We start from the raw sequence: 17556 nt of genomic DNA on the forward strand, positions 1-17556 counted from the left end.
GCGGGCTCACCGCTCGGGCGGGGCCTCAAGGCCCTCCCGGTCGGCCAACTCCAGCAGCGGCTCCAACGAGAACCTGTCGCCGTCCAGACCCGCGTGCGGGTCGCCACGCTCGGCGAAGCGGGCCGGCACGGACAGCACGTCGAAGTCCTCCGGCCGGGCGTCGTCCAGCTCCGCCCAGTCCAGCGGCGCCGACACCAGCGCCCGGGGCGTGGGCCGGATGGAGTACGCCGAGGCCATCGTGTGGTCCCGCGACATCTGGTTGTAATCGACGAAGACCGGCCGGTCCCGCTGCTCCCGCCACCAGGTGGTGGTGACCAGGTCCGGCAGTCGGCGCTGCATCTCGCGGCCCAACGCGAGCACCGCCCGACGGCACTCGCCGAAGCTCCACCGCGGCTCGATCGACAGGTACACGTGCAGGCCCCGCCCGCCTGTGGTCTTCGGGTAGCCGGTCAGGCCCAGCTCGGCGAGGAACGCGCGCACCTCCCGGGCCACCGGCACCACCTGCTCGAAGCCGACACCGGGCATCGGGTCCAGGTCGATGCGCAGCTGGTCCGGTCGTTCCACGTCGGCGGCGCTCACCGGCCACGGGTGAAAGCGCAGGGTGCCCAGGTTGGCCGCCCAGATCACCACGGCCAGCTCACTGGGTGCTACCTCGTCCGCGGTTCGGCCACTGGGGAAGGTGATGTGCGCCGTACGCACCCACTCGGGCGCGCCCGCCGGCAGCCGCTTCTGGTAGAAGGCGTCACCCCGGTTGGTCTGCCTGGTGGCGATCGTCGCGCCCTCGAAGACACCGCGCGGCCAGCGTTCCAGCATGGTGGGCCGGTCCCGCAGGGCGCGCAGGATGCCGTCGCCCACCGCGATGAAATACCGCACCACGTCCAGCTTGGTCAGCCCGCGCTCCGGGAAGTACGGCTTGTCGGGGCTGGAGACGCGGACCAGCCGCTCCCCCACCTGGATCTCCTCCGCCGCCGTGGCCACGCCCCTGAGGGTACGACGCCGGTCAGGTGGTCAGCAGCACACCGACCAGGATCAGCGGCAGCCCGACGAACAGAAAGATGCCGACCCCGGTGAGCACGCGCGCGCCGCCGGCCTCCTCGCGCTCCGGTGCAACGCCGAAGGCCGAGCGGGCGTCCAGCATGCCGATCCGGCTCAGCGTCAGGTCACCTGTCACGCCGGACAGTGCCCCGACCACGATCAACGCGATGCCCAACCGATTCGTGAAGTCACCGCCGGCGACCGCCACCCAGAGCGCCGCCGCGACCGCGACCACAAGCACGGCGATCACGAACAACACGAACGCTTCCCGCAGACCCCGCAGGACAGTCATCGTCCACCACCCCCGTAGGGGGACATTGTCGCCCGTCTACCCGTCCCGCCGCTGCCCCGAGGCCGACGGCGCCGCCCGCCCGGCACGGCGTCGGGCCACGCGGTTACCGCCGACGGCGCCCGGGTAGGGGGGTCGGCATGGCGGAACTGGCAACCCTCTGGATCGTCCGGCACGGCGAGAGCACCGCGAACGTCGCGGCGACACACGCCGAGGCGTCGGGCGCGGAGCTGATCGACCTCACCCACCGTGACGCCGACGTGCCACTCTCCCCGACCGGCGAGGACCAGGCCAGGGCGACCGGCCGCTGGCTGGCCGAGCTGCCGGACGCGAAGCGCCCGGATGTGGCCGTGGTGTCGCCGTACCTGCGGGCGGTGCAGACCTCGCGGCTGGCGCTTGCCGGCACCGACATCCCCGTGCACCGCGACGAGCGGCTGCGCGACCGGGAGCTGGGCATCCTCGACGGGCTGACCGGGCACGGGGTGCGGCGCCGCTACCCGGACGAGGCCGAGCGTCGGACCCGGCTCGGCAAGTTCTACTACCGGCCGCCGGGCGGAGAGTCGTGGACGGACGTGGCGTTACGACTGCGGACGCTGCTGGGGGACCTGCGTCGTGACCACGAGGGTTGCCGGGTGCTGCTCTTCGGCCACGACGCGCTGGTCTTCCTGCTTCGTTATCTGGTGGAGGGGCTGACCGAGGAGGAGCTGATGGCGCTCACGCGGCAGCAGGTGATCGCCAACTGCTCGATCACGGAATGGTCGGCGAACGCCGACGACCGACTGGTCCTCAGCACGTTCAACGATGTCGAGCACCTGCGTCAGCAGGGCGCCGAGGCGACCAGGGAGGACGAGATCCATGCCGAGCCGGTCTGACGTCAAGGTGATCACGCCAGGGCTGCTGCGGGACTGGGCGCTGCCGGTGCCGGCCGGCGGCAAGGAGAGCCGGGGCACGGTGCTGGTGGTCGGCGGTTCCCGGTTCACCCCGGGCGCTGTCCTGCTCGCCGGGGTGGCGGCGTTGCGCGCCGGCGCGGGGGTGCTCCAGCTCGCCGCCGCCGAGTCCACCGCCGCCACGCTCAGCATCGAGGTGCCCGAGGCGCTCGTGGTCGGGCTGCCGGAGACGCCCGACGGCGCGGTCGACGCCGACCGGGACGGCCAGCTCGGCGAGCTTGTCGCACAGGCCGACGTGGTGGCCCTCGGCCCCGGCCTGAAGGCGATCGACGAGACGAACCGTCTGCTGAGCCTGGTCCTGGACGCCGCCCGGCCGCAAACCTCGCTGGTGCTCGACGCGTACGCCCTCGGCGCCCTCAGTCACGACCCGGGACTGCTTGTCGGCTCGGGCCGGCCGGTGGTGCTCACCCCCAACGTCACCGAGGCGGGGCACCTGCTCGGTCGCGACCCGGGCGACGACCTGGACGCCGAGGCTGCCGAGCTGGCGGCCCGGTACGACGCGGTGGTGTCGCTCTACGGGCACGTGGCCACGCCGGACGGGCGGAGGTGGCGGGAGGAGAGCGGCGACGCCGGGCTGGGCACCTCCGGCAGCGGTGACGTGCTCGCCGGGTTGCTGGCGGGGCTGCTGTCGCGGGGCGCGGACCCGGCGCAGGCGGCCTGCTGGGGGTCGTTCGCGCACGCGGTGAGCGGCCAGCGGCTGATCCCCCGGTACGGCCGGATCGGCTTCCTGGCCCGGGAACTGCTCGACGAGATCCCGCGCACCCTGGCCATGGTCTGATCGCGCACTACCTCCTGTTTGCCCAGTTCGCCGTGGGGGTACCGGAAGCACACCAGACGAGATTTCAGGGAGGTCACGCCGGTGTCGAACGATGCCATCGTCCTGCTCAAGGACGACCACAAGGAGATGCGCCGCCTGTTCAAGGCCTTCCAGGACGCCGAGGAGGGGCCGGCGAGCCAGCGGCAGAAGCTGGTGGACCAGATCCTGGAGGCCCTGACGGTGCACACCTACCTGGAGAACGAGGTGATGTACCCGGAGGTCCGCCGGCTGCTGCCCGACCTGGAGGACGACATCCTCGAGTCGTACGAGGAACACCACGTCGCCGACGTGCTCTGCGCCGAACTGGCCAGCATGAGCGCCGACGACGAGCGCTTCAACGCCAAGACGACGGTGCTGATCGAGAACGTGACGCACCACGTCGAGGAGGAAGAGGAGGAGTGGTTCCCCAAGGTGCGCGAGGCGCTGGGCCGCAAGCAGCTCCAGGAGATCGGCGAGAAGATGATCGCGCTGCGCGCGGACGCGCCGCGTACCCCCACCGCACCCAAGGCGATCAAGAAGGCGATCGACGCGGTTACCGCCTGAACCACACGCGTACGACGAAGGGCCCGGCGTGCTGCCGGGCCCTCGTCGTGTGCCACCGCGCTCGCGGCGTGACGGTGATCAGTCGCCCGAGCCGGGCTCGGCCATCCGGCGGTGCTGCTCGGACTTGAGCTTGTCCGGGATGATCTTGCCGGCGGCGGTCTGCACCTTGTTCAACAGCGAACCCGCAGTGACCGTCTGGTCGCCCTTCATCATCGCGGCGAAGCCCTGGGCGGCGACCTCGGCCGGGTCGTCCTTCTTGCCGGAGCCCACCCGGGTGTCCTGCATGTCGGCCCGCTCGAAGAACGCGGTGTCGGTCGGCCCGGGCATCAGCGCGGTCACCGTGACGCCGGTGTCCTTCAGCTCGTTGCGCAGGGCCTCGGCGAAGGACTGCACGAACGACTTCGACGCGTTGTAGACCGCCTGGAACGGCCCCGGCATGGTGGCGGCGATCGACGAGGTGAAGAGCACCCGGCCCGTACCCCGCTCGACCATCGCGGGCAGCAGCAGCTTGGCCAGGTGCACCGTCGAGCGCACGTTCAGGTCGACGATCTCCAGCTCGTCGCGCAGCTCGGTGCCCCCGACGAAGGCGCCACCGGCGCCCCGGCCGGCGTTGAGCGCCAGCGCGTCCAGCGGACGCCCGGTCGCCGCGACGGCGGCAACCAGGTCCTCCACGCCCTGCTCACGGGCCAGGTCGACGCGGATCGGGCGGATCTGCGGGCCGCCGTCGCGGCGCAGCTTCTGTGCCGCCGCGTCGATCCCGTCGTCCGGCGCGGCGATGACCAGGTCGAAGCCGTGCTCGGCTAACTGCGCCGCCAACTCGTACCCGATCCCGCTCGATGCCCCGGTCACGACGGCGAGCGGCCGGTCGGAGGTGGGTGTGGTCATGGTGTCGACTCCCTCTCGTGCGGACGGTGACCGCACCGCCCGGTGCGGCAGTCACCCACCGAGTGCCCCGGGGCGGGCCGTCCAACCACGTCGGCGGGTCGCGTCCGGAGGTCGGACCGGGCACGCCGCGACCGGCCCGGTAGGATCGGTTCGGGCCGTTACTGGCGCGTGGGGATGGACAACCATCGGGGAGCGGCCCCGTCACGAGGACGTTTGCCGAGCGCCTGGGCCTTCCCGCACGTCTGTTGGAGGTCGCATGTCGCACAACGCCGAGTCCACCGCATTCCGCAGCGCCCTCGAGGTGATCCGGGCTGTCGAGCCGCGGGTGGCCGACGCCATCGGCGCCGAGCTGACCGACCAGCGGGAGTCGCTCAAGCTCATCGCCAGCGAGAACTACGCCTCCCCGGCGACGCTGCTGGCGATGGGCAACTGGTTCAGTGACAAGTACGCCGAGGGCACCGTCGGGCGTCGCTTCTACGCCGGCTGCCAGAACGTCGACACCGTCGAGGCGCTCGCCGCCGAGCACGCCCGCGAGCTGTTCGGCGCCGCGCACGCGTACGTGCAGCCGCACTCGGGCATCGACGCCAACCTGGTGGCCTTCTGGGCGGTGCTCGCCGACCGGGTGGAGTCCCCCGCGCTGAGGAAGGCGCAGGTGCGCCAGGTCAACGACCTCAGCGAGGCGGACTGGTTCGCGCTGCGCCGCGAGCTGGGCAACCAGCGGATGCTCGGCATGTCGCTGGACGCCGGCGGTCACCTCACCCACGGCTTCCGCCCGAACATCTCCGGCAAGATGTTCGACCAGCGCAGCTACGGCACCGACCCGGCGACCGGGCTGATCGACTACGACCGGGTCGCCGAGGCGGCCCGCGAGTTCAAGCCGCTGATCCTCGTGGGCGGGTATTCCGCGTACCCCCGGAAGGTGAACTTCCGGATCCTGCGGGAGATCGCCGACTCGGTCGGCGCCACCTTCATGGTCGACATGGCGCACTTCGCCGGCCTGGTGGCCGGCAAGGTGTTCACCGGCGACTTCGACCCGGTGCCGCACGCGCACATCGTCACCACCACCACCCACAAGTCGCTGCGCGGCCCGCGCGGCGGCATGGTGCTCTGCCAGCCGGAGCTGGCCGACCAGGTGGACCGGGGCTGCCCGATGGTGCTCGGTGGTCCGCTGCCGCACGTGATGGCCGCCAAGGCCGTCGCCCTGGCCGAGGCCCGCCGCCCCGACTTCGCCGACTACGCCCAGCGGATCGTGGACAACGCGCAGGCCCTCGCCGACGGGCTGCTGCGCCGCGGCGCGACGCTCGTCACTGGCGGCACCGACAACCACCTGGTGCTGATCGACGTGTCCGGCTACGGGCTCACCGGTCGGCAGGCCGAGCAGGCGCTGCTCGACTCCGGCATCGTCACCAACCGCAACTCGGTCCCGCAGGACCCGAACGGCGCCTGGTACACCTCAGGCATCCGGATCGGCACCCCGGCGCTGACCACTCGGGGCCTGGGCACCGCCGAGATGGACCAGACCGCGGAACTGATCCACACCGTGCTCACCCAGACGACCGCCGCCGCCAACAGCGACGGCACCCCGTCCAAGGCCAAGTACGCGCTGGACCCGGCCCTGGCCGACAAGATCTCCCGCCAGGCCACCGACCTGCTGGCCCCCCACCCGCTCTACCCCGGCATCGACCTGTCCTGACCGCGCGGTCGCGGCCCAACCCGGTCGCCCGCCCGACGTGTCGGGCGGGCGACCGGACGGGTCAGTTCAGCGGGCGCTTGAGGTGGTAGCGGTGGACCTCGGTGCTGCCCTGGACGTTGTTCACGTCCTCGGCGGCGGAGACCAGCTCCCAGCCCTCCCGACCCGCGCGGTTGAGGTGCGCGATGGCGGTGTCGCCGTAGGCGGTGATGTCCTTGCGCGAGCCGTCTGGGCCGTACCAGACGAACGAGACGTGGAAATTGCGGCCCTGTCCCTGATAGCGACGGACGAGCAAGGCGTACTCCCAGGCAACCATGCGGCCCATTATGACCGTCCACCCAGGACGGCGGAACGCGGGCAGTCGCGCATTGCCATCCGGTGAACGCGGTGTGTCAACCCGCGAGGTCGCCGGCCGCCGTGGTTGGAGACGACCGGCCCGGTGGCAAACCGGTTGCGAGCGACCGGGGCGCCGCGCAGGCTCGACCAGGTGAACGCATCTGCCGAGGGACCGGACGCCGACGCCGACCGCATCGACGTGCCGCTGGTCCGCCGCCTGGTGGCCGAGCAGTTCCCGCACTGGGCACACCTGCCGGTCCGTCCGGTGGAGTTCGGCGGGTGGGACAACCGCACCTTCCACCTGGGCGACGAGATGACGGTGCGGCTGCCCAGCGGCGCGGGGTACGCCGCGCAGGTCGCCAAGGAGCAGCGCTGGTTGCCGGTGCTCGGGCCACGGCTGCCGGTGCCGGTGCCCGTCCCGCTGGGGTACGGCCGGGCCGGGGCGGGCTACCCGTACGCCTGGTCGGTGTACCGGTGGATCGACGGGCAGACCGCCCAGGGCGAGCGGATCGGCGACCTGACCCGGTTCGCCACGGACCTCGCCGCCTTCCTGCGCGCCCTGCGTGCGGTGGACGCCACCGACGGGCCGGTCGCCGGCGCGCACAGCGCTTGGCGGGGAGGCCCGCTGTCCACGTACGACGCCGAGACCCGGGCCGCGATCGAGGAGCACCGCGACCGGCTGCCGGTCGACGTGGTCACCGGGATGTGGCGGGCCGCCCTCGACGCCACCTGGACGGGACCGCCGGTCTGGTTCCACGGCGACGTCGCGCCCGGCAATGTGCTGGTGCGCGACGGCCGGCTGGCCGCCGTCATCGACTTCGGCTGCTGCGGCGTCGGGGACCCGGCCTGCGACACGGTGATCGCCTGGACCCTGCTGCGCGGCGACAGCCGGGCCGCCTTCCGCGACGCGCTCGGACTCGACGAGTCCACCTGGGCACGCGGGCGTGGATGGGCACTGTGGAAGGCCCTGATCACCCTGGGCGACCCGCGGCCGGACTGGGCCGCCGGGGCCCGGCACGTGCTCGGTGAACTGCTCGCCGAGCACGCGGTGGCGCGCTGAGTCCGTACCGGACGGGTTGTTCCGGGGCCACCGGCGGGGGCGGCCCCCGCAGGTGCGGGTCGGCGACACCGGCCGCACGCCCCCGCCGGCCTCGGTCCGGGTCTGGCACGACGGCCTGCTGTGGGTCAGTTACTACTCGTCCCATGAGGGACGGACCCGCGTGTACCTGGCCGAGGTGAGCCTCGCCGGTTGAGCCTGGTCAGCCGGGCGCGAGCGCCGGTGTCTGGGCGTGGATGTGAAAGCGCAGCGAGCGGGCGTCGGTGAAGCACTCCCGCATCGGGCGCACCAGGTCCCGGTGCTCGGGGCTGCGTTCCCAGCTCTCGAAGTCCGCGAGGCTCTCCCACTCGCTGGTGATCAGCCACTGTTCCGGATCGGTCGACGAGCGGCACACCTGGTCGACCAGGTGCCCCGGCACACCGTCCGCGACCAGATGCCGCACCTCCTCGTACGCGGCGAGGAACTGCTCGGTGCGCGGCACCGGCACCCGTACCAGGAAGACCACCCGGGCCCGCTGTTCGGTCATTGTGTCTCTCTCCTCGTCGGCGCTGCCCCGCGCAGGACAAGCGCGCTGTTAAACCCGTCGAATCCCCGCGCGCAGACCAGCGCGAGCCGACTGCGGGGCCGCCGGTGCTCGCGCAGGAAGTCCAGCTCACATCCGTCGGCCACCACGTCCGGGCCGGCGGACGCGGGAAGCGTGTCGTGCGCGAAGGCGAGCAGCGCCGTGGCCACGTCCAGCGCCGACCCGCCCTGGTGCGCCCGCCCGGTCAACGGCTTCTGGGTCGTCACCGGGGGCGGTCGGTCGGCGAACACTGCACGAAGCGCCTCGGCCTCGCTGCGGTCGTAGCGGGGCACACCCAGGGCGTCGGGCAGCACCACGTCGATCCCCGCCGCCGCGACGTCGGCCCGGTCCAGCGCCAGCCGCATCGCCCGCGCGTACTGCCCCACGTCACCGGCGCTGTCCGCGGTGGTGTGCGCGGCGTCGTGGGTGGAGCCCCAGCCGCTCACCTCGCCGTAGATCCGCGCGCCCCGCGCCAACGCGTGCCCCAGCTCCTCCACCACGAACACCGCGCCGCCCTCCGCCGGCAGGTAGCCGCTGGCCGAGGCGTCGAACGGCCGGTACGCCCGCTGCGGGTCGTCGACGTCGCTGAGCAGCCCGGAGCGCAGCTGGCAGGCCAGCGCGTACGGGCTCAGCGGACACTCCGTGGCCCCGGCGATCACCACCGGCGTGCCCCGGCGTACCGCGCGGGCGGCGTGCGCCAGGCTGTCCAACCCGCCGGCGGTCTCCGCGACGAGCACCCCGCTCGGGCCCTTGAACTGGTGGTGGATGGAGAGCTGCCCGACGCTTGCCGCGTAGAACCAGGCGATCGACTGGTACGCCCCGACCGTGCGCGACGGGCCACCCCAGAGCCGTTGCAGCTCCCGCTGACCGAACAGGTTGCCCCCCGAGGAGCTGGCCAGGGTCACCGCGTAGCCGTACGGGTCGGGCGCCCGTTCGGGCAGGCCGGCGTCGGCGAGCGCGAGTCGGGTGGCGGCGAAGCCCAGGTGCGTCCACCTGTCGGTCTGCACCAGCTGGCGGCTGTCGGCGTAGGAGCCGGCCGTGAAGTCGGGCACCTGCCCGCCGTGCCGGGTCGGGTAGCCGGCCGGGTCGAACAGGGTGATCGGGCCGGTACGACGGGTGCCGGCCAGCACGGTGCGCCAGTGCGCGTCCGCGCCGACGCCGCTGGGAGCGACCACGCCGATGCCCGTCACCACCGCCCGGGCCGTCACCCGGCCACCGCCGGGCCGCCGCTCACGCCGCCACCGCCGGGGGCCGGCGGCGGAACACCATCGCCGACTGGAACCCGCCGAATCCGCTGCCCACCGACAGCGCCACGTCCACCGGGACCTCCCGCGCCTCGTTCGGTACGTAGTCCAGGTCGCACTCCGGGTCCCGGGTGCTCCAGTTCGCGGTCGGCGGCACCACCCCGAACTCGATGGCGAGGGCGCAGGCGGCCATCTCGATCGACCCGATCGCGCCGAGCGAGTGCCCCACCATGGACTTGATCGAACTGATCGGCACCCGGTACGCGGCCTGGCCCAGGGCCCGTTTGAACGCGGCGGTCTCGTGCCTGTCGTTCTGCCGGGTGCCCGAGCCGTGCGCGCTGATGTAGGAGACCTGCTCCGGTGCGATGCCGCCCTGCCGCAGCGCGTCGGTGACGGCGAGGCCCATCTCCAGCCCGTCCGGGCGCAGCCCGGTCATGTGGTAGCCGTTGCTGCGGCTGGCGTAGCCGGCGACCTCGCAGTAGACGTGCGCCCCGCGCCGCCGGGCGCGCCCGGCCTCCTCCAGCACCAGCACTGCCGCGCCCTCGGCAAGCACGAAGCCGTGCCGATCGGCGTCGAAGGGGCGCGAGGCGTGAGCCGGGTCGTCGTTGTCCGGGCTGGTCGCCTTGATCGCGTCGAACGAGGCGACGGTCACCGGTGAGATCGGCGAGTCGGCGGCGCCGGCCAACACCACGTCGGCCTCACCGTCCACGATCAGCTGGTGGGCGTAGCCGATGGCGTCGATGCCCGAGGTGCAGCCGGTGGAGACGACCTGCGCCGGGCCGTGCAGCCCGTGCCGGCAGGCCACGTCCGCGGCGAGGCTGCTGGGCACCAACGCCTGGTACAGGTACGGGCCTCCGCGTGCCGCGTCGACAAGCCACCGTCGACCGTGGTCGCTGACGGTGACGTACTCCTGTTCCAGGGCCATCGTGCCGCCCACGGCCGTGCCGAGCACCACCCCGGCCCGGTCCCGCTCGGCGTCGGTGAGCACCAGGCCGGCGTCGGCGACCGCCTCGGCCGAGCAGGCCAGGGCGAACTGCACGTACCTGTCGGCGCGGCGCCGCTCGGCGTCGGTAAGCCCGGCGGCGACCGGGTCGAAGTCGCACTCGGCGGCGATCTGGGAGCGGAACGGCGACGGGTCGAAGAAACTGATCCGCCGGGTGGCCGTACGCCCCTCGGTGATGGTCTTCCAGAAGCGGTCCCGGCTGGCGCCGCCGGGGGCGACCACCCCGACGCCGGTCACCACCGTGCGGCGCCCGGTCACGACGCCTCGACCAACTCGGTGTCGACGTGCCCCAGCTCGGGGCGGGGCGCCAAGGGGCCCAGGTGGAAGACCACCTCGGCCGGTTCGACGCCTGTGTTGCGCAGTCGGTGCCGCACGTTCACCGGCACGAACAGCGCCTCGCCGGCGGCCAGCAGCGTCGGCTGGTCGTCCAGGTCGACGGTGATCGCGCCACGGGCCACGTACAGGAACTCCTCGCTGTACGGGTGGTAGTGCTCGGCGATCCGCTCCCCCGGCGCGAGCGTGGCCACGCCGAGGAAGCCGGAGGTGCTGCCGACGGTGCGGGGGCCGAGCAGCACCCGCAGCTCACCGCCGCGCCGACGGTCGGGGGGTACGTCCGCCGCGGCGATCGGCCGCGTGCCGAGGTCACTCATCGCCGGCCTCCGTCGACTCGTCGCCGGCAGCCGGGCGGTCCTGCTCGGCGCGCTGGCGGGCGATCCGCTCCACCCGGTCCTTGATCACCGCGAGCTGGATGACGCTGTTGGTGTTGATCCGCTCGGTCATGCCGGCGTTGTCGACGGGCGCGGTCGGCTTCATGGCGAAGTCCTGCGTCCAGGTCATCCGGGTGCCGCCGGCCTCCTCGGAGTACCGCCAGTGGATCCGCATGTACTCGAACGGCCCGGTCTCGACCCGGTGCGCGCGGACCTGGTGGCTCACCGGGTCGGCGGTGCGTTCGCTGACCCAGCTCCACGACACCCCGTTCTCGTCGGGGTACATGGTGAGCCGGAACCGCACGGTGTGCCCCTCGCGGTGCAGGATCTCCACCACCGCGTACTCGGTGAACAGCTCGGTCCAGTTCGCCACGTCGTTGGTGACCTCCCAGACCACCGGCAGCGGCGCGTCGATGAGCACGTCGTTCTCGGTGTGCCCGGGCGGGTCGACGCGGCGGGCGACCAGGTCGGCGACCGCCGGGATGCTCAGCTGGCCGGCCTGCTCCCCGATGGTCACCTGCCACCGGTCGGCGACGACAGCGGACAGCTCCAGCAGGGCGAGGGAGTCCATGCCCAGCTCCTCCAGCGAGGCGGCTGGCGCCCGGGCCGCGGCGTCGGCGTCCAGGCCGCAGTGCGCCACCAGGATGTCGGTGATCTCGGCTGTCATCGGGCGACCATGGGTGACGGTCATCGGTTCCTCCTGTGGGATACGTCGGGCTCCGCGGCGGGCGCGGGGCGGGGTGCGGGGGTGCCCGTCGGCCGCTGCGCGGGCGCCGGTGCGGGCGCGGCGAGCAGGCGGTCGACCAGGCCTGTGGTGTAGCGGCCCTTGCGGAACGCGGCGTCGTCGAGCACCCGCCGGACGAACGGGATGGTGGTGCGTACGCCCGACCCGGCGATGTCGAACTCCTCCAGGGCGCGTTCGAGCCGGTTGAGCGCCAACTCCCGGTCGGGCGCCCACACGACGACCTTGGCGAGCAGCGAGTCGTACCAGGGGCCGATCACGTAGCCCGCGCTGGCGTGGGTGTCGACCCGGGTGAAGGGGCCGCCGGGCGGGGTGAACCGTTCCAACCGGCCCGGGGTGGGCGCGAAGCCGCGCGCCGGGTCCTCGGTGTTGACGCGGCACTCCACGGCGACGCCGTGCAGGCGGATCTCCTCCTGCCGCCAGCGCAGCGGCACCCCGGCGGCGATGTGCAGCTGCTCGTGCACCAGGTCGATGCCGGTGACCATCTCGGTGACCGGATGCTCCACCTGGATCCGGCAGTTGATCTCCAGGAAGTGGAACCGCTCCTCGGCGTCGACAAGGAACTCAAGCGTGCCCGCGCCGACGAAGCCGACCTCGAGCGCGCCGCGCAGCGCGGTCTCCGCGATGGCGTCCAGGACGCCGGCGGGCAGCGCCGGGGCGGGCGCCTCCTCGATGAGCTTCTGGTGCCGGCGCTGCACCGAGCAGTCCCTGGTGCCCAGGTGCACGCCGTTGCCGTGCGAGTCACACAGCACCTGCACCTCGACGTGCCGCGCCTCGGTGAGGTACCGCTCGACGTACACCCGGTCGTCGCCGAACGCGGCCTGCGCGGCGGCGCGGGTGCGGGCGTACACCCGGGGTAGGTCGGCGGGGGTGCGCACCACCGCCATTCCCCGGCCGCCGCCACCGGCGGCGGCCTTCACGATCACCGGGTAGCCGACGCTGTCGGCCACCTCGGCCGCCGCCGCTACTGTCGGCACCGGCGCGACGCTTCCCGCCGGCAGGGGCAGGCCGGCGCGGCTCATCAGGGCCCGGGCCGACGACTTGTCGGCGAGCGCCGCCATCACCGCCGGTGGCGGGCCGATGAAGATCAGCCCGTTGTCGGCGCAGATCTCGGCGAAGTCGGCGTCCTCGGAGAGGAACCCGTAGCCGGGGTGTACGGCCTGCGCGCCCACCTGCCGGGCCGCCTCGACGATGGCGGCGGCGTTGAGGTAGCTGCGTCGGCTCGTCGCCGGTCCGATCCGGACGGCCTGGTCGGCGAGCCGGACGGCAGGCGAGTCGGCGTCGGCGGCGGAGTAGACGACCGCCGTGCGGACGCCCAGCTCCTTGCAGGCCCGCAGCACCCGCAGCGCGATCTCGCCCCGGTTCGCGATCAGCACGGTCTCGAACATGCTCACCCACCCGCGCCGTCAGGCCGGTTCCAGTTCGACCAGCGGCTGGTCGTACTCGACCGGCTGGCCGTCCTCGACGAGAATCGCTGTCACCCGGCCGGCGCGGTCGGCGGTCACCTCGTTCATCAGCTTCATGGCCTCGACGATGGCGATCGGTTGACCCGGCCGGACCAGGTCGCCGACCGCGACGAACGGCGCCGCGCCGGGCTCCGGGGACCGGTAGAAGGTGCCGACGATCGGTGCCCGCACGGCCGCGCGTCCGGGCACCGACGGCCGGATCAGCGCCGGCGGCGGGCCGGGCGCCGGCGGGACAGGCAGCACCGGGACCGGCGGCGGCTCCGGGTGTACGTCGGCACGCACCGCCTCGCCCGGGTGCCACTCCACCTCCAGCACCGTCGACCCGCTGCGCAACCGGATCCGGCGCACCGGCCCGGTCAGCTCGGCGACGAGATGCCGTGCCTGCCGACGCAGTCCGGCCAGCACCTCCTCGCCGCCGGCCGTCTCGTCGGGCCGGTGTCCGTCCGGCGCGTCGGGCGGCGGCCCGCCGTGCCCGTTGCTCGACACGGCCCGGTCGTTCGTTGCGGTCACCGGGCACCAGCCCGGAAGGTGGCGCGCGCCGCGCCGAACCGGCGGAACCGTTGCCGGCGGCGGCGGACAAGCGTCGCGGTCGGCACGTCCAGCAGGGGCAGCAGGTTCGCCAGCAGGGCAGCGCGCAGCCGGCGCGCGGTCTCCGCCGGGTCGTCGTGCGCGGCCGGGGTGGGCTCGGGCACGACCTCGTCGATCACGCCGAGCCGGCACAGGTCGGGGGCGGTCAGTCGCAGCGCGCGGGCGGCCTGCGGCGCCGCGGAGCGGTCCGGCCAGAGGATGGCGGCGCAGCCCTCGGGGCTGATCACCGAGTAGACGGCGTGTTGCAGCATCAGTACCCGGTCGGCGACCGCGAGGGCCAACGCGCCGCCACTGCCACCCTCACCGGTGATGACCGCGAGCACCGGGGTGGGCAGCACGGTGAGGGTGAGGATGTTCTCCGCGATGGCCGCCGCCTGGCCCTGTTCCTCGGCGCCCACCCCCGGGTCGGCGCCGGGGGTGTCGACGAGGGTGATCACCGGCAGGCCGAGCCGGGCGGCGAGGCGCATCAGCCGCAGCGCCTTGCGGTGCCCGGCCGGGCTGGCCATGCCGAAGTTGCGCGCGACGAGTTCGGCGGTGGTGTGCCCCTTCTGGTGGCCGATCACCATCACGTGCCGCCCGTCCAGCCGGGCCACTCCTCCGACGACGGCCGGGCAGTCCGCGCCGAGCCGGTCGCCGTGCAGTTCGACGAACCCGTCGAAGACGGAGTCGAGATAGTCCAGTGTGGTCGGTCGGCCGGGGTGGCGGGCGACCCGCACGGTGTCCCACGCGTCGCGGTCGGCCGGCGCCGGCTCGGCGACCGGCGCGTCGGCGAGACGCTCGCGGCGCGGCGCCGACTCCTGCCGGGGTACGGCCGAGCGGAGCGGACGGGCGGAGCCGGTCGCGGCGAGCAGCGCCATGAGTCGTCCCCGCAGGGAGCGGCGCTGCACCACCATGTCGACCTGGCCGTGGCGCAGCAGGAAGTCGGCGGTCTGGAAGCCCTCCGGCAGCGCCCGGCCGGTGACCTGCCGGATCACCCGGGGGCCGGCGAAACCCATCCGGGCGCCGCTCTCGGCGAGCACCAGGTCGGTGTTGGTGGCGAACGACGCCGCCACCCCGCCGTAGGTCGGGTCGGTGAGCACGCTGACCGTGAGCAGGCCCGCCTCGCGCAGGGCGGCGATGGCCTGGCTGACGGTGGCCATCTGCATCAACGACAGGACGCCCTCCTGCATCCGCGCCCCGCCGGAGGCGGTGACCAGGATGAGCGGGACGCCGTCGTCCAGGGCCCGTTCGGCGGCCTGGGTGATCAGCTCCCCGACGGCGCAGCCGAGGCTGCCGCCGAGGAAGCGGAAGTCCATCACCGCGAGCACGGCCGGGTGCCCGCCGATGGTGGCGGTGCCGCAGACCACCGCCTCGGACAGCCCGGTGCTGGTGCGCGCGGCGGTGAGCCGGTGCGGGTACGGAAGCACGTCGACGAAGTCGATCGGGTCGGCCTCGGGCAGCCGGTCGGGCAGCGGGCGCAGCGATCCCGGGTCAACGAGCTGGCGCAGGCGTTCCGGCGCGCCGAGCCGGGCGTGCGCGCCACACTCGGGGCAGACGTCGAGGTTGCGCCGTAACCGCTTGCGGTAGAGCAGGCTGGCGCAGCCGGCGCAGCGCGACCAGAGCTGGTCCTCGCGCGGTGCGGTGGCGGTCACGACCGTCGCCCGGCGTCGGCGGCGTCGAACCGGTAGAAGCACCGCGCCATCGCGTCGCGCGGCGAGCGCCACGTCGGCAGGTACGGCGAGACGTAAGGGCGCAGCCGGTCACTGACCCGGATGAACTCGGGGTGGTCACGGGCGGCCTCCACGGCCCCCTGCGCCGGCTGGTCGGTTTCGAGCAGGTGCACGTAGAGGTCGTGCAGCCGGTACAGCGAGCGGTGCCGGACGCCGACCAGGCGCGGCAGCTCCGTCGCGTCCGACTCGGCGAAGATCTCGGCGACCCGCTCCTCGGCGGTCGGGACGACCTTCGCGACGATCAGCGATCGGTCCATGGTTGGGCCTCCCCCCACGGCGTCCGGGCCGGCGGCGGGCGGCCCCGGACGCGCTGGACGACTGCCGACACGATGCGGGAGTCCTCGTCACCACGGCGTCACCGCGCCGGGCCGGTTGGGGACGCCCCTCGGTGACGCTGCGTTGACGCAATCTGTGTATCAGCTATGCCCGCGCCGAAAAGATCGAAAAGTGTTTGACCAGTTCAGAACCGATCTCATGGTTGCGAAGGTCGGTAGAAGGTCCACAACCCGTTGACTCACCGTGACCGCTATTGATAATCTTCACAGTGGTCAGCCCGGCGGCCCCGGCGGGCGGGGCCGCGCCCGCGCAGCAGTGGTCGCACCCCGTCGGTGCGGTCGACAGTGGTCTCACGGGCAGCCGATCCGGGACACAGCAGACAGTCGGGACGAGTGTTCCGCAGGGGGTGCCGCCGTGGCCGCTGATCCGTCCGTGCCGACCGCCGGAGATCCGCCCGAGGGTGGCGTCTCGCTGCACCTGCTCGGCGGTTTCCGGCTGCTGCGCGGCACCGTGCCCGTCGTGGTGCCACGCGGGCTGCAACGGGTGATCGCGCTTATCGGGTTGCGCCCCGGCGCCACCCGCAGCCAACTCGCCGGCCTGCTGTGGCCCGACGTCTCCGAGGAGCGCGCCCTGTCGTCGCTGCGCACCGCCCTGTGGCGGCTGCGGCAGGACCCGTGCTGCCCGATGTCCGTGGCCGGCGATACCGTACGCCTCGGTCCGGCCGTCCGGCTCGACGTGGACGAGCTGGTCGGAACGGCGGCCCGGGTCCGCGACGGCGACGATCCGTGCACCGCACGGGCCCTCGCCGCGGGCCGGCACGATCTGCTGCCCGGCTGGTACGACGACTGGGTGCTGCTGGACCGGGAGCGACTGCGCCAGCTACGCCTGCACATGCTGGAGCAGGTCGCCGGGCAGCACCTCGCCGAGGGACGGCACGGCGAGGCCCTCGAGGCCGCGCTGGAGGCGATGGCCGCCGAGCCGCTGCGCGAGACCCCGCACCGGCTGGTCGTACGCATCCACCTCGCCGAGGGCAACGCCTTCGAGGCCGTGCACGCCTTCTACGTCTACCGCGACCTGCTGCGCCGGGAGCTGCGCCTGGAGCCCAGCCCGGCGATGAGCGCCCTGCTCGACGACACCCTCGCCCCGATCCGCCGGGCCACCCGGGAGCCCGCCGCCGAGCCCGCCGACCGTCCGTCACCGGCCGGCCGGCGCACGTGACGGCGATGTGACAGGCGCTGCGGCACGGTGGGCGCACAGAGCACGTGGTCGCCGGTCCCGTGGATCGGGTGAGCCACCGGCGGAAGGGGTCCCATGAGTCGTCTACTGATCGTCAGCCGGATCATCCCGGGCGCGGAGGGGCGGGTCGCGCAGATCTTCGCCGAATCCGACGCCACCGAGCTCCCCAGCCTGACCGGCGTCACGCACCGGTCCCTGTACTGCCTGCACGACCTGTACGTGCACCTGATGGAGACCTCCGACGTCGACCCGGACGCGCTCGCATCCGCCCGCAACCACCCGCTCTTTCAGCAGGTGAACGAACGGCTCTCGGCGCACACCTCGCCGTACCTGCCGACCTGGCGCTCCCCCCGCGACGCGATCGCCGGCTGCTTCTACAGGTGGGACGCCGCCGACGCGCCCGCGGCGCACCCGGCGGGCTGAC

The 17556-nt window shown here is 73.3% G+C and carries 20 protein-coding genes and 1 riboswitch; of the genes, 7 read left to right on the plus strand and 13 right to left on the minus strand.

What is annotated here, in order from left to right; genetic code table 11:
* Positions 1-6: 6 nt before the first annotated feature.
* On the minus strand, positions 7-978 hold the full coding sequence (locus ACZ6N8_RS27725; protein WP_466013560.1) for a DNA polymerase domain-containing protein: 972 nt from the start codon (positions 976-978) through the stop codon (positions 7-9).
* A gap of 22 nt (positions 979-1000) precedes the next feature.
* The gene (locus ACZ6N8_RS27730) at positions 1001-1327 is read right to left on the minus strand and encodes a hypothetical protein (protein WP_466013561.1); all 327 of its coding nucleotides are present in this window, start codon (positions 1325-1327) and stop codon (positions 1001-1003) included.
* Between the two features lie 137 nt (positions 1328-1464).
* Here ACZ6N8_RS27730 and ACZ6N8_RS27735 point away from each other — a divergent pair, with 137 nt between their 5' ends.
* From ACZ6N8_RS27735 to ACZ6N8_RS27745, 3 genes are all read left to right on the plus strand, one after another.
* Positions 1465-2196 (plus strand): histidine phosphatase family protein, encoded by a 732-nt coding sequence (locus tag ACZ6N8_RS27735; protein WP_466013563.1) that lies wholly within the window; start codon positions 1465-1467, stop codon positions 2194-2196.
* The gene (locus ACZ6N8_RS27740) at positions 2180-3049 is read left to right on the plus strand and encodes an NAD(P)H-hydrate dehydratase (RefSeq protein WP_466013565.1); all 870 of its coding nucleotides are present in this window, start codon (positions 2180-2182) and stop codon (positions 3047-3049) included. Before ACZ6N8_RS27735 ends, ACZ6N8_RS27740 begins: the two co-directional genes overlap by 17 nt.
* A gap of 81 nt (positions 3050-3130) precedes the next feature.
* Positions 3131-3631, plus strand: a complete 501-nt coding sequence (locus ACZ6N8_RS27745; protein WP_364364671.1) for a hemerythrin domain-containing protein — start codon at positions 3131-3133, stop codon at positions 3629-3631.
* Between the two features lie 78 nt (positions 3632-3709).
* Here ACZ6N8_RS27745 and ACZ6N8_RS27750 read toward each other — a convergent pair whose 3' ends face one another.
* On the minus strand, positions 3710-4516 hold the full coding sequence (locus ACZ6N8_RS27750) for an SDR family NAD(P)-dependent oxidoreductase (protein ID WP_466013567.1): 807 nt from the start codon (positions 4514-4516) through the stop codon (positions 3710-3712).
* A 147-nt stretch (positions 4517-4663) separates the two neighbouring features.
* A riboswitch (ZMP/ZTP riboswitch) is annotated at positions 4664-4753 on the plus strand.
* Positions 4754-4772: 19 nt separating this feature from the next.
* On the opposite strand from ACZ6N8_RS27750, the gene ACZ6N8_RS27755 reads away from it, so the two are divergent.
* Positions 4773-6209 carry a glycine hydroxymethyltransferase gene (locus ACZ6N8_RS27755; RefSeq protein ID WP_466013569.1) on the plus strand — a complete coding sequence of 479 codons (1437 nt, stop codon included), beginning with the start codon at positions 4773-4775 and terminating at the stop codon, positions 6207-6209.
* Positions 6210-6270: 61 nt separating this feature from the next.
* Here ACZ6N8_RS27755 and ACZ6N8_RS27760 read toward each other — a convergent pair whose 3' ends face one another.
* Entirely contained in the window at positions 6271-6531 is a 261-nt protein-coding gene (locus ACZ6N8_RS27760) for a hypothetical protein (protein WP_364364662.1), read from the minus strand.
* Positions 6532-6693: 162 nt separating this feature from the next.
* Between ACZ6N8_RS27760 and ACZ6N8_RS27765 the strand changes: the two genes are divergently transcribed.
* Positions 6694-7602 carry an aminoglycoside phosphotransferase family protein gene (locus ACZ6N8_RS27765; protein WP_466013571.1) on the plus strand — a complete coding sequence of 303 codons (909 nt, stop codon included), beginning with the start codon at positions 6694-6696 and terminating at the stop codon, positions 7600-7602.
* Positions 7603-7801: 199 nt separating this feature from the next.
* On the opposite strand, the gene ACZ6N8_RS27770 is transcribed toward ACZ6N8_RS27765, so the two are convergent.
* The 9 genes from ACZ6N8_RS27770 to ACZ6N8_RS27810 all read right to left on the minus strand — a co-directional run bounded on the left by ACZ6N8_RS27770 (position 7802) and on the right by ACZ6N8_RS27810 (position 15877).
* Positions 7802-8125 carry an antibiotic biosynthesis monooxygenase family protein gene (locus tag ACZ6N8_RS27770; RefSeq protein ID WP_139582326.1) on the minus strand — a complete coding sequence of 108 codons (324 nt, stop codon included), beginning with the start codon at positions 8123-8125 and terminating at the stop codon, positions 7802-7804.
* Positions 8122-9369 (minus strand): beta-ketoacyl synthase N-terminal-like domain-containing protein, encoded by a 1248-nt coding sequence (locus tag ACZ6N8_RS27775; RefSeq protein ID WP_466013573.1) that lies wholly within the window; start codon positions 9367-9369, stop codon positions 8122-8124. The genes ACZ6N8_RS27770 and ACZ6N8_RS27775 overlap by 4 nt, the downstream gene beginning before the upstream one ends.
* 22 nt (positions 9370-9391) lie before the next feature.
* Positions 9392-10666: a beta-ketoacyl-[acyl-carrier-protein] synthase family protein gene (locus ACZ6N8_RS27780; protein ID WP_466013575.1), complete on the minus strand. Its 1275-nt coding sequence runs from the start codon at positions 10664-10666 to the stop codon at positions 9392-9394.
* Positions 10663-11058 carry a cupin domain-containing protein gene (locus ACZ6N8_RS27785; protein WP_466013577.1) on the minus strand — a complete coding sequence of 132 codons (396 nt, stop codon included), beginning with the start codon at positions 11056-11058 and terminating at the stop codon, positions 10663-10665. Before ACZ6N8_RS27785 ends, ACZ6N8_RS27780 begins: the two co-directional genes overlap by 4 nt.
* Complete coding sequence (locus ACZ6N8_RS27790) at positions 11051-11806, minus strand: SRPBCC family protein (RefSeq protein ID WP_466013579.1); 756 nt, start codon at positions 11804-11806, stop codon at positions 11051-11053. Before ACZ6N8_RS27790 ends, ACZ6N8_RS27785 begins: the two co-directional genes overlap by 8 nt.
* Positions 11803-13245 carry an acetyl-CoA carboxylase biotin carboxylase subunit gene (locus tag ACZ6N8_RS27795; protein WP_466013581.1) on the minus strand — a complete coding sequence of 481 codons (1443 nt, stop codon included), beginning with the start codon at positions 13243-13245 and terminating at the stop codon, positions 11803-11805. The genes ACZ6N8_RS27790 and ACZ6N8_RS27795 overlap by 4 nt, the downstream gene beginning before the upstream one ends.
* Before the next feature lie 18 nt (positions 13246-13263).
* The gene (locus ACZ6N8_RS27800; RefSeq protein ID WP_466013610.1) at positions 13264-13728 is read right to left on the minus strand and encodes an acetyl-CoA carboxylase biotin carboxyl carrier protein; all 465 of its coding nucleotides are present in this window, start codon (positions 13726-13728) and stop codon (positions 13264-13266) included.
* Positions 13729-13829: 101 nt separating this feature from the next.
* Positions 13830-15542: an acetyl-CoA carboxylase carboxyltransferase subunit alpha gene (locus tag ACZ6N8_RS27805; protein ID WP_466013583.1), complete on the minus strand. Its 1713-nt coding sequence runs from the start codon at positions 15540-15542 to the stop codon at positions 13830-13832.
* On the minus strand, positions 15539-15877 hold the full coding sequence (locus ACZ6N8_RS27810; protein WP_466013585.1) for a TcmI family type II polyketide cyclase: 339 nt from the start codon (positions 15875-15877) through the stop codon (positions 15539-15541). Before ACZ6N8_RS27810 ends, ACZ6N8_RS27805 begins: the two co-directional genes overlap by 4 nt.
* Before the next feature lie 433 nt (positions 15878-16310).
* On the opposite strand from ACZ6N8_RS27810, the gene ACZ6N8_RS27815 reads away from it, so the two are divergent.
* Positions 16311-17114 (plus strand): AfsR/SARP family transcriptional regulator, encoded by an 804-nt coding sequence (locus ACZ6N8_RS27815; RefSeq protein WP_466013586.1) that lies wholly within the window; start codon positions 16311-16313, stop codon positions 17112-17114.
* A 93-nt stretch (positions 17115-17207) separates the two neighbouring features.
* A complete protein-coding gene (locus ACZ6N8_RS27820; protein ID WP_364364634.1) occupies positions 17208-17555 on the plus strand; it encodes a TcmI family type II polyketide cyclase in 348 nt (115 codons plus the stop codon).
* Position 17556 lies beyond the last annotated feature (1 nt).

The sequence above is a fragment of the Micromonospora sp. NPDC047521 genome (assembly GCF_055587305.1).